Source organism: Bacillus sp. EA-CB0995 (genome assembly GCF_055814245.1).
The window spans coordinates 967,115-980,358 of record NZ_CP169269.1 but is presented as its reverse complement, the minus strand read 5'-3'; the positions used below and the strand labels follow the sequence as shown (position 1 = coordinate 980,358).

The following is a 13,244-nucleotide window of genomic DNA, read 5'->3' as shown; positions in this document are numbered from 1 at the left end:
TTTCCTGTTATTAAACTTTCTAACTAAATACATCTCAACAGGACTTTTCACTATTATTAGTGTGAAACGTCTTCTTATTCTCCATACATACAAAAGAAGCCGCTCTCCTTGCAGAGAGCGGTTCATGTATTGTTGCTACTATTTCGCTAATTCATAAATAGCGTGTGCATAGATGGCTGTCGCTTTTAGTAAATCCTCAATTTCAATATACTCATCTTTTTGATGCGCTAATTCTTCTTTTCCTGGGAATAGAGGACCGAACGCAACACCAGCTTCCAATGAACGTGCATATGTACCGCCGCCGATTGCTAATAGCTCTGCTTTTTCGCCTGTTTGCTCTTCGTATACACGCTGAAGTGTACGAATTAACACATGATCTTTATCTACGTGATGCGGACGAGAGTCTGACACATTTGTTATAGCAAAGTCCTGTGCACTCACATAATTCGTTAATGTTTGCAGCGTTCCTTCTAAGTTTGTTGTAACTGGATAACGAATATTTAATCCAAGTTTACCGCCTTCTTCTTTCTTATATGAAAGAAGACCAACGTTTACTGTTAATGGCCCGGTAATCTCATCTGCATAAGCAATGCCAGCTTTTTTCCCAAGCGTATCATTTGTGAATGTTTCCGCCGCTAGGCTAGCAAATGCTGCGCCTTGCTCATCTAAAGAGATTGTCGTTAAGAAGTTCACAAGTGTTAATCCTGCATTTTCTCCTTGTTCAGGCGTAGAGCCGTGTGCAGAAATGCCTTTTACTTGCAATGTAACTGTATTTCCTTCCACAATTGCTTTTCCGTTTTTCTTTGCTTCTTCTACATATTGTTCATACTGACTTGCAAGTTCTGCTGCTTTTTCGCTCGTTACAACAGCTTCTGCAAAATCAGGAACCATATTTAAACGACGTCCAGATGAAAATGATACTAATACATTCTCTCCTGCTGCGTGTTCTTTTTTATTTTGAACAACATATAAATCGCAAATCCCTTTTTCAGCATTAATAATCGGGAAATCTGCATCCGGTGCAAATCCCATCGTTGGCATTTCTTCATGTTTGAAGTAATGATCCACGCATTTCCAATTACTTTCTTCATCTGTTCCTAAAATCATTCGAACACGTTTAGAAAGCGGCAATCCTAATTCTTTTACAATTTTCATTGCATAGTAAGCTGCCATTGTTGGCCCTTTATCATCAATTGCACCGCGTGCAAAAATTTTACCATCGCGAATATCCGCACTATATGCAGGAGTTGTCCAGCCGTCTCCTTCTGGTACAACATCAACATGACATAAAATACCAAGAAGTTCTTCTCCTTGTCCCATCTCTAAATGACCTGCATATCCTTCTAAATTTTTAGAAAGAAATCCGTCAGCTTCTCCCTTATCTAGCATGAAAGATAATGCCTTTGCTACACCCTCGCCAAATGGTGCACCTTCTTTTGCCGTCTCTTCTTCCCATACACTTTTAATTTGTAAAAATTGCTGTACGTCTTGAATAAGAGCATCTTTTCGTTTCTCTACTTCTTGCATCCAATTTATGTTTGTCATACCTTCACCTTCTTCTCTATTCTCTCTTTCATCATAGCAAACGATTTCTGATTATGCTAGCAAGGAAAGGATTAATACCGAACAATTTAAATATTTCAGATAATTAAAATTGGTTTTTTCTTATTTTTCTCAAAATTTTTTGCAGGAATTTGACGTTTTCCGTAGAAATTTAGTAAGATAGTTGATAAAGAGAAACAAAATGTCAACAACTTTCTTTCTACAAACTCTATTACATGTTAAAATTTTGTAAAATTTGAGCAAGTTAGAGCATGATTTTTTTCATATGGAGTACAATGGAAGTAAAGACCTTCTTTCCTGAATGGGTCAAAAAACTTGTAGAGGAGTGGTTTTTTGATAAAACCTACAACTACTCGTATGCTAACACGCATTAAATCTATCTATATGTACATTAATGAGAAAGGCACCGTAACGACGCAAGACCTTGTAGATGAGTTCGGGATCACACCGCGAACGATACAGCGCGATCTGAATGTGTTGCAATTTAATGAACTCGTGTATAGCCCTTGCCGCGGCAAGTGGACAACAACAGGAAAGAAAGTGAGAATGACCTCGTGACAAATTTAACTTGATTTACAATATATATCCCCTTTCTATACAGAGAAAGGGGATTCTTTTTCGTTTTCGGAATCGGTCTCAGGGTAATATATTAATTATCTAAACCCTCTGTTTGAGAATGATATGACTTCAGCATTTCTACTTCTTCATCTGTTAACTCACGATATTGCCCAAGTTCTAATTCCTCATCTAATACTAAAGGCCCCATCTCTGTACGTTTTAAATACACAACCTTTTTTCCAACTGCTTCAAACATGCGCTTTACTTGATGAAACTTACCTTCTGTAATGACAAGTTCAATTTCAGACACATCATCGCTTTGTAAAATCGTAAGCTCTCCTGGCTTCGTTTCATATCCGTCATCTAAAATAACACCTTTTTTGAACGCAGCAATATCCTCTTCTGTAACTTTCCCAGCTACTCTCGCAAAATATTTTTTCGGTACGTGCTTTTTCGGAGAAAGTAATTGATGCGTTAGCTTTCCGTCATTCGTTAATAAAAGAAAACCTTCTGTATCAATATCAAGTCTTCCTACTGGAAATGGATTAAAAATAGCATCTTCTAGTTCTAATAAGTCAACAACCGTTTCATGATTATCATCTTCTGTTGCAGAAATGACGCCTTGAGGTTTATGCATCATTAAATACACAAATTCTTTATACTCCACTACTTCCCCGTGAATCATAACCTCTTGTTCTTCCACATTCACATGATATTTTGCATCTTTCACCGGTACGCCATCTATTTTTACGACGCCGTCTTTTAATAGCTTCTTCACTTCTTTGCGGCTACCATAGCCCATATTTGCTAATAATTTATCTAATCTCATCGTTTCACACCTTCTTTTTATACTCAGAAAAAGAGAGGCGTACGATTACGCCCCTTTAGTTTTCACTTTAATTTTCAATCTACTACCAAGTTTACGCTGAATCTTCTCTAAAAATTCACCGCCAAGTACTCGTTCGATTACGCCTGTACGAAGTGCTAAATAGCCATATACAGCCGCTCCTCCCATTGCGCAAATGCCTACTGTAACCAATGCTGCAAAACGGCTTGTCTCATATGGAAGCATAAAGGAAAGGATCCATAATAATAGCTTTACAACAATCACCATCACAGCTGTTAACATTGCAATTTGGAACGTTCGTTTATATACAAGTTCAAATGAGAAATGGGCATGTTTTCGAATTTGTTTATTTGTATACCAAATGGATGCGAAGAACCCTACACCTGTTGCTACGACCGCACCAATTGTTCCAAAATAACGAATGAATAGCACGTTACATAAGAATTTTAAAATAATCCCCATTCCAAGTGCAATGATTGCATACTTTTGTTGATTTATCCCTTGTAAAATGGCTGCTGTTACTGTAAATAGTGCAAATAATAATGCGACTGGTGCATACCACATTAATACTTTTCCGCCAAGTGGATCAGCTTCGTAAAATGCTGTATAAATTGGATAAGCTAAAGCTGAAATTCCAATTACAGCTGGCAATGTTAAAAACATATTCACTTGAAACGTTTGTGTAATTTGCTGGTTTAAATAACGGAACTGCCCTTCTGTAAACGACTTTGTAATCGCTGGTACAAGCGTTAAACTGAACGCCGTTGCAAGCGATACTGGAATCATAATTAACTTATGTGTCCACATCGTAAAAATACCAAGAGCACGCTCTGCAATATCGCCTTGTCCAATTGCTTGCATAATCGAGTTAAATGTTAGCGCGTCAATTTGCTGATAAAGCGGAATCGTTAATCCAACTACAACATAAGGAATCGCATAAGCAAACAGCTCTTTAAATAGGTCAAATATACGAACTGTTGATTCTGGTGCGGTTTGATTGATGATGTATTGATTTAAATGATGCTTTCTCTTCATCCAATACCAAATGAGCACAGCTAGCGCTCCAACTGCGGAAACAAACGCTGCAAATGTCGCCACACCAACTGCTGTTGCGACAGAACCCTTCAATACTTTTATTACGATAAAACTACCTGCAAGTAAAAATACGATACGAATAATTTGTTCAATAATTTGCGACACTGTTGTAGGTCCCATTGATTGGTGACCTTGGAAGTAGCCGCGAATTAAACTCGCTGCTGGTACAACAATAAGCGCAAAGCTGACCAGGCGAATAATCATTGTTACATCTTCTAAGCTGCTATGTAAACTCTGTTTCCCTAGCATTGCCTCAGCAAATAATGGCGCTGACATATACAATACTAAAAAGGAAAGAATTCCACTCACGATCATCATGATCATACCTGAGCGAAACATTCTTCGGCTCGTTTTATAATCTCCAAGCGCATTATACTTCGAAACAAACTTTGAAACTGCAAGCGGCACTCCTGCCGTTGCGATACTTAAAAAGATTGTATATGGAATATATCCATATGTATACAGCGTCCCGCCTTCTGTGCCAACTAACGCATGAAACGGAAAGACATAAATCATACCGAGGAACTTTACTAAAAATGTCCCAAGCGTCACAATAAGCGTTCCGCGTAAAAATTTTGAATCGGACATAAAAATCCTCCTCCATTATTCAAAACGCTGAACTCAACTTTTGTATTGTACCACAATTTCTCATGTAAACAGTACCTTCCCTCATTTTTCTTTTCTACAAAAACGTGATATTCTTGAATGCAGCAAAATAAGAAAATGAGGTCGATTTATATGCATTATGATGTAATTGTCATCGGAGGAGGCCCTTCTGGATTAATGGCAGCAATCGGAGCTGCGGAAGAAGGCGCGCGTGTCTTACTTCTTGATAAAGGCAATAAATTAGGAAGAAAGCTTGCGATTTCTGGCGGCGGACGCTGCAACGTGACAAACCGTCTCCCGCTTGATGAAATTGTAAAACATATTCCTGGAAATGGTCGTTTCTTATATAGCGCCTTTTCTATTTTTAATAATGAAGATATTATTCAGTTTTTCGAAAATCTTGGCGTGAAATTAAAAGAGGAAGATCACGGCCGCATGTTCCCAGTATCCAATAAAGCACAGTCAGTAGTTGATGCTTTGTTAACACGCTTAAAAGAACTGCGCGTTACGATTCGTACCAATCTTCCTGTTAAAACAGTAGAGTATGAAAATGGGCAAACAAAAGCGGTTATTCTGCAAAACGGAGAAGTTCTTGAAACAAATCATGTTGTAATCGCTGTTGGCGGTAAATCTGTACCGCATACCGGCTCAACTGGTGATGGCTATGCTTGGGCTGAAAAAGCAGGGCATACAATTACAGAACTATTTCCAACTGAGGTACCGATCCTTTCTAATGAACCATTTATTCGTGACCGTACATTACAAGGCTTAGCACTTCGCGATGTAGAACTAAGCGTATTAAATCCAAAAGGAAAAGCTGTTATATCTCATAAAATGGACATGCTCTTTACTCATTTTGGCGTTTCTGGTCCCGCTGCCCTTCGCTGCAGTCAGTTTGTTGTGAAAACGATGAAAAAGTTCAAAACTCGCGCGGTACAAATGAGCATTGATGCATTGCCAGATGAACATAGTGAACAACTCTTCCAGCGCATGATGAAGCAAATAAAAGAAGAGCCGAAAAAGGGATTAAAAAATGTACTGAAAGGTTATGTACCTGAACGTTATTTCTTATTCCTATTAGAAAAAATGAAATTGACGGCAGTCAGCAATGCGGACAAATTTCTCATGAAAAAATCCGGGCTCTTGCTGCAGACTTCAAAGGATTTTCCTTTACCGTAAATGGAACGCAGTCTCTTGAAAAAGCATTTGTAACAGGCGGCGGTGTGTCTGTCAAAGAAATTAACCCGAAAGAAATGTCATCAAAACTCATGAACGGCTTATATTTCTGCGGCGAAGTTCTTGATATTCACGGCTATACAGGCGGATATAATATTACTTCTGCACTTGTTACAGGCCGAATTGCTGGAATGACTGCGGGGCAAAATGCTACCATGTAATAGTAAAAAATGTCGGATGATATAAAATCACCGATATATCAGTATAAAGAAACAAAGGGGAAAACAGATGAGAAAAAAGTAATGATATCTTTAATGTTAATGACGTTTCTCTCCGCTGTTGAAGGAACGATTGTTAGCACAGCAGTGCCTCGCATTACAAGCGAACTGTCAGGCATAGAACTTGTAAGCTGGGTATATGCGATTTATATGTTAGCAACCGCTGTATCAACTCCGATCTACGGAAAGCTAGCAGACTTATTTGGGCGTAAAAAAGTACTATTAATTGGTGCAACTATCTTTTTAATCGGCTCTACATTATGTGGCCTTGCAACGACAATGGAACAATTAATTCTTTTCCGTGCTCTGCAAGGGTTAGGTGCAGGAGCTGTCATGCCAATTACAATGACAATTATTGGCGACCTATACAGCGAAGCAAAAGATAGAGCAAAAGCACAAGGATGGATGAGTGCTGTTTGGGGTGTATCTGGTGTTATTGGACCGTTAGTTGGCGGTTTTTTAGTAGATTCACTATCTTGGCGTTATATCTTTTTCATAAACATTCCATTTGGAATCATTGCTTGTGCGATGATCGCCATTTCTTATAAAGAATCCATCACGCCAGCAAAACACCATATCGATTATCCAGGTGCTGTTATTTTCTCACTTAGTACAATTTCTTTACTTTATGCACTATTAACAGGAAGTCAGCATCAAAACTGGGGAGATATCACAATTATTGGCCTGCTGCTATTTGCGATTGTCGCATTTATCATTTTCTTACTCGTAGAAAAAAATCACCAGAACCATTAATTCCATTAGATCTTTTCTCAAATCGGACTGTATCTATTGTTAACGCATTAACGTTAATTGCTGGTGGTATGATTATTAGTATTACGATGTACCTCCCAATTTGGACCCAAGGCGTATTAGGAAAAAATGCAACCGAAGCCGGTTTGATTCTTATGCCAATTCCAGTCCTTTGGACAGTTGGGGCCATGCTATCTGGTAACTTAGTTGGCCGGTTACAAACAAAACAAATTATTTTACTTGGCGGCAGCATTTTATCCGTTTCTACATTCCTGTTGTTCACATTGTCTACTCACTCGCATCCAGCTCTCATTTACATCGCAATGGGTATGTTCGGTTTAGGAATGGGACTTGTGACACCAATCTATATGGTCACAATTCAAGCTTCTGTCCCTGCAAATAAACGCGGAACAGCGGTCGGTTTAAATACATTTATTAATACATTCAGCCAAACGCTAGGATCAGCTGTATTTGGAACGATCTTCAATACAATGATTCACAGTGCAGGTGAGGGAAATGTAAACTTAGTAACTTCGGAACACGGAAGTACTGCTACAGGATCGCAAGAAGTCTTGGCTTCTAGTGTTCATATTATCTTTAGCGGCACGTTTATATTAGCTGTGATCAGTTTACTTATTTCATGGTTCTTCTTAAAACAAAACCAAGATGGTGCAGCAGCCCCCAGCAAAAGGCTGCAAATAAGTAAAATTTATATTAAAAAGGCTAGCGAAACGCTAGCCTTTTTTGTTTATCCCGCATTAACGGGCAGTAAGACCCCCACTGATGGAAGTTTCACTTTATTTTCAGAACCTATTCCTGCCGTGTGTTGTCGAACGGTCTTTATATCGTGTCCAGTGGTCGATATATTGGAAAAAGCGCCGATAAATTTAAAAAACAACGAAAAAGGACGACTTCTCGTCATCCTTTTTCGTTGTTTTTATTTAAGACCGATATACAACCATCGCTGAAAAACAATAAATTTGACTCTCTTCATCATTATTTGAAACCGACACTTGGTATTTAATATCTACAATTTGCTCTTCATCCATCTTCTTTAAAAAGACATTGATAGCCTCTTCTAAATCCTTTTCATGACTTTCATCAAATATCTTCACTCGAATCACATTAACACCATCCTAAGCCACAACCTTCTACGGCTGAACTATTATCTCGGCGCGTATCAATGATGCGATAAAACTTACCATCTTCATACAAATAACCATCTTCTAATACATACTGCTTCTCTTCAGTATAGACATAAAATTTACCAATCATAAATTTATTAGAGTATAATTCCAAATAATCTGTCTTGAATTTCGCCACTACCTTGTCTGTTATATCAATTTTAATTGTGCGGCTCATCTCCCACCCCTCCTTTCGAAAAAGAACGGATTTGGTTTATTGTATTAAGGATTTTTTATTTTATGAATGAAATTTAAGGGGATATGCTAAGTAGAAAAGAAGAAGCTCGAGGTAAACCTAAAAACTATGAACAAAATAATCGTTCTCCGTTTTACTAACAATAAAATTTATAAATTTTATAATATATAAAATCTCTGCTCCGTTAATGAGCTTGCATCTTTAATCACGGGAGCGCAGTCCCTCTGTATTCATGAGTACAATTCTCCATCCATCAGGATCTTCTATTGTAATTCCTTTTTCTTTCCAATAAGGATTTTCTGGCTCAACTTCATAATATCCTATTGTATTTAGTCTATGATGTATTTTTTCGATTTCACTTTTATCAGGAAAATAAAATACAAGTAAGTTATCTTTTGTTGGAGCAGGACATGGACTTCCATTTATATGCCTTGTAAACTCTAAATGATATTCTACACCAGGTAATCCAAACATTACCCCATCATAGTCTTCATGATTGTGAAACTCACCTATGCGTTTTAACCCCAATCCTTCTTCGTAAAACTTAATTACTTCTTCAAGTTTGTCTGTCGGTCTTGCTATTCTAAACTGAACCCATTTTTTCATATGAATTCCTCCCTCTACGAATTCAAGAGCACTTACATCTTCTACTATAAAATAGCGATATGCTTCTTAAAATCCCCCATTAGAGTTAGAATGAGGTACGAAAATAGGAGTATAAAACAATCTTTAAGAAATCAGCCTTCTTTTCAAAACGATATACAAACTTAACAGCAACATATATCCAAAACTAGTAACCATAATGATAACTGGTATAGGGTAAAATTTAGCTGTATATACAAAAAAATCGATTTGCAAGATGTCATGGGAATCTGAAACAGGCCCTTTAAAATAATTCGTAAACTTAGCGGAATATTTCCAGTCAAATGAATCCTCAATTAAATTACTTCCTTCATACCAACTGATAATTGCTGAAACGATGAAGAATATAAAAGCTACTCCGAATTGAACCATGTATCTTATTTTCACAGAACTCTCCTCTTTCTATGTATTGAAACGATAAGTATTGTTACAATGCAAATAACAGCACCTGTAGTTTTGTAAAAAAGTTTGATAAAAAGGGCGAAACTAATTATTATTAGACAGCAAACAAAAAGAATCCATAAAAAAAGATCGAACAAAATAGATTCTACAGTTTTGAATACAGATGGAATTTTTATAAAAAAATCAGATCAATCTTTACTTGTAATTCTGTTAATTTCTTTAGCAATTGAAGCCTTTTTTCCCCTTCCTTTTTTGTAATTTGTTAATTGAATATGAAAGTAGTTAATATACTCAATTATAGCAAATGCATAAATGAATAATGTTAGTAAAAATACAGGAAATGACATCCGTTCCATCATAGTTATATCAATAAGAAATATGATAGGTGCTATACATATGAGTATAAAATTTATTTTTTTTAGTATGCTAAGCAACTTGTAAAAATTAGGAAGAAGAGATTTTTTTCTTTTAATCGTTTCCACTTTACAAACCAGTAAAAACTCCCTTGTAGTAAGACGAAATTTAATATAAAGAATACATATATTAGAGCATAACTACCGTTAGGGTTTAAAGGATAAAAAAAGTACAGAAAAATAAAGGTAATCACTGCGAAGAGTTCCCCTGTAAATAAATACACAAGTCTTTCTTTTAAACTCTTATTCATTCCGTACATCCTCCCTATCCTATCGAACCTCGTTATAAATTCCCAATCCTTATTTTAAAAGCTCCAAAACATCTCTTTAGACAAAAATATTCCAGGGGGTTAAACAGTACAACTTTTTTATAAATGATTAATCTATATTTCAAATCCACCTCAATACAAAAATACATAATATCCCATATATTCATATTAAAGGTTGATAAAGTATGATTCAATATTCCATTTTATAATGGGGTAACACCACATGCCCATCAAGCTAACATCGATAATTTGAAATTTCATAAAGTAAAACTTCCATAAGTGGGGGATCTTACTGCTCGCGAATAGCGGATAAAAAAAGAGCTTATAGTAATATAAGCTCTTTTTTTGGTATTTAATTCTCTTAGGTTGATAGCAATACGGTGCTATCCCATAATTTTAAGATAGAAGCCCTAGATTTCTTCTATTATTGCTTAGATTGTGATTTAACGCTTGTAAGATGAGCATCAAACATATCAATTATTTCAAGGAATCTATCAGCTTCACGGAAAACATGGTCTGCTAATAGTGGGTGAATGATACTCTTTATTTTACATTGCTCAATTAAATCACGTGCCGTTTTCTTAAAATCCCGAAGAGCTGTGACTGACACACGATTTTGATCCAGGAATTGATCTAAAAGAGGAACTGTTTGAGATTGTGGTTTCATAGATTCTAAGTCAATTGCTTGATACATCAATTGATCAAAATCATTGCTGAAATTCCGAGCCATATCTACAAGCTTTCTTTCCGATGGATCAAGAAGATGACCAATAAATTTAGCATGGTCTGCCATAATCCTTAAAAAGAAAACATTTTCTTTAATAATAGCATCAGGAAGAGCATCCAATTTACCTTCATTTAATTCAATTAAACGATTTCTAAAATAATTAGCTTCCCTACTTGTATGATCAACTAACAGTGGAAAATTATTTTGCCCTGGCAATTTACATGTGAGAATTAATCCTAGAATTTTTCGTTTAAATCCGAAAATATTAGTTGCAGCTTGTTGTACTTCTGAATTAAATCTTTTTATTTGCTCAGGATCTGTTTGATTTGTATAGGAATGTGCAATTTGTTCGATATGTTCAAACAATCGGTAAAATTGATTAGCCTCTTGGATTAGTTGAGTATCCTCACATCTAAACCCCAATCGAAGAAATAAAGAGTGCTCTTTCATGATTCTAGACCAAAAACGAATTTCATTTAATGATCGTTCAACAAACATTCCAGATGTAACACCCGTATCAGGATGTAATGAGGCTCCATTCCTATTCATTTTCAATCCCTCCAGTAAATATTCTTATGAATAGATATATATATAAATACCATCAATAAAAGTTCAGTCTGGCTATAAAAATAATCTTATTTTTCTATTCATCACAACATAAATAATAATTCTAATTTATTTACCAAACAGACGACTCCAAAGTGATTTCTTCTGTTCTGAAGCTGCTATTAGGCGCTTGCGTTTTAATTATTAAAAACAAAAACAAGACAAAAAAAACTACTATTTAACAGCAAGAGGGGGTTTCGTATTAACTTTATTTATCACCCGGGGCGGGCTGATCTACGCCCTTAACATGATGTTTATGTCCGTTATCTTCTGTCGTATAAAAATCGTAATAATGAACATGCATCCCATTTCCAACCGGGATTGCTGGCCCTGAGTACGCCTTGTAATAGTGTGTATGTCCATCTTCGAACAAAACATATCCTTCTGTATAATGTATATGCCCACCCTCTTGTGTCTTAATTGGCGGGGATGTTACATCTAGACATTGATGTACATGCCCTCCCTCAACAGATGTATAATCCACTGATCCATGGTTATGATGTGGTACAAACCCAGAAACAAAATCATTTTTTCCTACCCTGTTCATTCTATCCATTCTCTCCATTCCCCTTATGCATAAAGATAAGCTCTATAAACTAATATGCTTATACTATCGAGATAATTCCTCTCTCATTTATCCTGCTGCCTCTGGGAAAGGAGAGCCTGATTGGTGAGAACTTTCCATGAACAATCTCTCCTAAAAAATTTAAAAAGGTGTCTCCAAAATCTCGACTTGGAAACATCCTCTTTTACTATCTATGCTGTAACATCGCAAGTAACTTTTCTTGACTATACATCCACACTGTAATAATTAAACAAGCAAGTGCTACTTCTGATAATGCCATAAAGCCAATTGCATAGTGGCCTGTAAATTGGAATAATATCGTTAAGATTAATGGCGGGAAGAAACCGCCAAGTCCCCCAAGTGCCGATACAAGACCGTTTACGATACCAGCTTGTTTCGAGAAATACATTGGTACAAGTTTAAAGATCGTTCCATTTCCAATACCAGCGCAAAATGCAACTAATAAACAGCCAAATGTATATACGTGCATGCTTGGCATAAAGGATAAAATAATGCCTGATAATGTTAATCCAATAAACACAAAGATTAAAATTTTAAATGGATTAAATTTGTCACCAAGCCAACCCCCAATTGGACGCATGATTGTTGCTAGCACGATAAAACCAGCTGTGCGTAATCCAGCATCTACTTTAGCTAAGCCAAAGTGAGATACAAGAAAGTTCGGTAAATAGACTGTAAATGCAACGAATGAACCAAACGTTAAGAAATAGAAAATACATAAGAACCAAAGTTTTTCATTTTTATATACACCTTTAATTTGTTCCATTAATGGTGTGTTCACCTTTTCTCGTTACGATCCCCTAACAGGAAATTGAGCAGTGCAAATGCAGCGAGTAAAATTAAGTACATTTGTACAGTCGTTCTCCAGCCAAATGAAGTTGCAAGTACTGGTGCAAGAAACGATGTAACCGCTGTTCCTGCATTTCCTACTCCATAAATTCCGTTTACAAAACCATGCTTTTCTTTCGGATAATATTTTGGAAGAGCTGTTACCCCAACAGAGAATACAGCACCGCCAACTCCGGCAAATAAACCACCAATAATTAAATCTAGCATCGATGTTGCTTTACTAATATAGAAAACAGGGAATAATAGAATAATAAAACTAATAAAGAATAATTTTCTTGCTCCGAAACGATTGGTCCAGTAACCAATTGGAATGCGAAGAATAGATCCTAAAATAACTGGTACTGCTGTGACAAGAGAAATCTGTCCTGCTGTTAACGCAATGTCTGCTTTAATAAATGGCATTAAAGAAGATAAAATAACCCATACCATAAAGCCCATTACAAGATTTGAAGTTTGTAATCCTAACTGAAAATTCGGATTTTTCATCAGTCTCTCCT

At 36.4% G+C, this 13,244-nt stretch carries 12 protein-coding genes and 2 pseudogenes; 4 read left to right on the top strand and 10 right to left on the bottom strand.

Annotated features, from left to right (window positions below; all coding sequences use genetic code 11):
• Positions 1–138: 138 nt before the first annotated feature.
• The gene (pepV, locus tag ACEWFJ_RS05185) at positions 139–1,545 is read right to left on the bottom strand and encodes a dipeptidase PepV (protein ID WP_473690837.1); all 1,407 of its coding nucleotides are present in this window, start codon (positions 1,543–1,545) and stop codon (positions 139–141) included.
• 354 nt (positions 1,546–1,899) lie between these two features.
• Here pepV and ACEWFJ_RS05180 point away from each other — a divergent pair, with 354 nt between their 5' ends.
• Positions 1,900–2,121: a DeoR family transcriptional regulator gene (locus ACEWFJ_RS05180; protein WP_035436379.1), complete on the top strand. Its 222-nt coding sequence runs from the start codon at positions 1,900–1,902 to the stop codon at positions 2,119–2,121.
• Positions 2,122–2,212: 91 nt separating this feature from the next.
• Here ACEWFJ_RS05180 and ACEWFJ_RS05175 read toward each other — a convergent pair whose 3' ends face one another.
• Together ACEWFJ_RS05175 and ACEWFJ_RS05170 are read right to left on the bottom strand one after the other, a co-directional pair.
• Positions 2,213–2,950, bottom strand: coding sequence for a pseudouridine synthase (locus ACEWFJ_RS05175; RefSeq protein ID WP_473690835.1), 738 nt, complete (start codon positions 2,948–2,950; stop codon positions 2,213–2,215).
• 45 nt (positions 2,951–2,995) lie between these two features.
• Positions 2,996–4,651: a putative polysaccharide biosynthesis protein gene (locus ACEWFJ_RS05170; RefSeq protein ID WP_473690833.1), complete on the bottom strand. Its 1,656-nt coding sequence runs from the start codon at positions 4,649–4,651 to the stop codon at positions 2,996–2,998.
• A gap of 150 nt (positions 4,652–4,801) precedes the next feature.
• Between ACEWFJ_RS05170 and ACEWFJ_RS05165 the strand changes: the two genes are divergently transcribed.
• The 3 genes and pseudogenes from ACEWFJ_RS05165 to ACEWFJ_RS05155 form a co-directional block, all read left to right on the top strand.
• A complete protein-coding gene (locus ACEWFJ_RS05165) occupies positions 4,802–5,848 on the top strand; it encodes an aminoacetone oxidase family FAD-binding enzyme (protein ID WP_473690831.1) in 1,047 nt (348 codons plus the stop codon).
• Entirely contained in the window at positions 5,740–6,066 is a 327-nt protein-coding gene (locus ACEWFJ_RS05160) for an NAD(P)/FAD-dependent oxidoreductase (protein ID WP_473692357.1), read from the top strand. The genes ACEWFJ_RS05165 and ACEWFJ_RS05160 overlap by 109 nt, the downstream gene beginning before the upstream one ends.
• 81 nt (positions 6,067–6,147) lie before the next feature.
• A pseudogene (locus ACEWFJ_RS05155) lies at positions 6,148–7,529 on the top strand (MDR family MFS transporter); the annotation flags it as partial.
• A gap of 285 nt (positions 7,530–7,814) precedes the next feature.
• Here ACEWFJ_RS05155 and ACEWFJ_RS05150 read toward each other — a convergent pair.
• From ACEWFJ_RS05150 to ACEWFJ_RS05120, 7 genes and pseudogenes are all read right to left on the bottom strand, one after another.
• The gene (locus ACEWFJ_RS05150; RefSeq protein WP_020060291.1) at positions 7,815–7,997 is read right to left on the bottom strand and encodes a sporulation protein Cse60; all 183 of its coding nucleotides are present in this window, start codon (positions 7,995–7,997) and stop codon (positions 7,815–7,817) included.
• A gap of 1 nt (position 7,998) precedes the next feature.
• The gene (locus ACEWFJ_RS05145) at positions 7,999–8,235 is read right to left on the bottom strand and encodes a DUF2553 family protein (RefSeq protein WP_473690828.1); all 237 of its coding nucleotides are present in this window, start codon (positions 8,233–8,235) and stop codon (positions 7,999–8,001) included.
• A gap of 219 nt (positions 8,236–8,454) precedes the next feature.
• Positions 8,455–8,859 (bottom strand): VOC family protein, encoded by a 405-nt coding sequence (locus ACEWFJ_RS05140; protein WP_473690826.1) that lies wholly within the window; start codon positions 8,857–8,859, stop codon positions 8,455–8,457.
• A gap of 123 nt (positions 8,860–8,982) precedes the next feature.
• Positions 8,983–9,282: a YjdJ family protein gene (locus tag ACEWFJ_RS05135; RefSeq protein ID WP_473690824.1), complete on the bottom strand. Its 300-nt coding sequence runs from the start codon at positions 9,280–9,282 to the stop codon at positions 8,983–8,985.
• A 1,121-nt stretch (positions 9,283–10,403) separates the two neighbouring features.
• Positions 10,404–11,255 carry a DUF2935 domain-containing protein gene (locus ACEWFJ_RS05130; RefSeq protein WP_473690822.1) on the bottom strand — a complete coding sequence of 284 codons (852 nt, stop codon included), beginning with the start codon at positions 11,253–11,255 and terminating at the stop codon, positions 10,404–10,406.
• Between the two features lie 265 nt (positions 11,256–11,520).
• A complete protein-coding gene (locus ACEWFJ_RS05125; RefSeq protein WP_429711067.1) occupies positions 11,521–11,859 on the bottom strand; it encodes a YmaF family protein in 339 nt (112 codons plus the stop codon).
• A gap of 205 nt (positions 11,860–12,064) precedes the next feature.
• Positions 12,065–13,233: pseudogene (locus ACEWFJ_RS05120) on the bottom strand (nitrate/nitrite transporter).
• Positions 13,234–13,244: the final 11 nt, after the last annotated feature.

Excerpts from the sequence above, each read along its gene's own strand:
- pepV (WP_473690837.1), bottom strand. The coding sequence starts at position 1,545 with ATGACAAACATAAATTGGATGCAAGAAGTAGAGAAACGAAAAGATGCT.
- ACEWFJ_RS05175 (WP_473690835.1), bottom strand. The coding sequence starts at position 2,950 with ATGAGATTAGATAAATTATTAGCAAATATGGGCTATGGTAGCCGCAAA.
- ACEWFJ_RS05170 (WP_473690833.1), bottom strand. The coding sequence starts at position 4,651 with ATGTCCGATTCAAAATTTTTACGCGGAACGCTTATTGTGACGCTTGGG.
- ACEWFJ_RS05165 (WP_473690831.1), top strand. The coding sequence starts at position 4,802 with ATGCATTATGATGTAATTGTCATCGGAGGAGGCCCTTCTGGATTAATG.
- ACEWFJ_RS05145 (WP_473690828.1), bottom strand. The coding sequence starts at position 8,235 with ATGAGCCGCACAATTAAAATTGATATAACAGACAAGGTAGTGGCGAAA.
- ACEWFJ_RS05140 (WP_473690826.1), bottom strand. The coding sequence starts at position 8,859 with ATGAAAAAATGGGTTCAGTTTAGAATAGCAAGACCGACAGACAAACTT.
- ACEWFJ_RS05130 (WP_473690822.1), bottom strand. The coding sequence starts at position 11,255 with ATGAATAGGAATGGAGCCTCATTACATCCTGATACGGGTGTTACATCT.
- ACEWFJ_RS05125 (WP_429711067.1), bottom strand. The coding sequence starts at position 11,859 with ATGAACAGGGTAGGAAAAAATGATTTTGTTTCTGGGTTTGTACCACAT.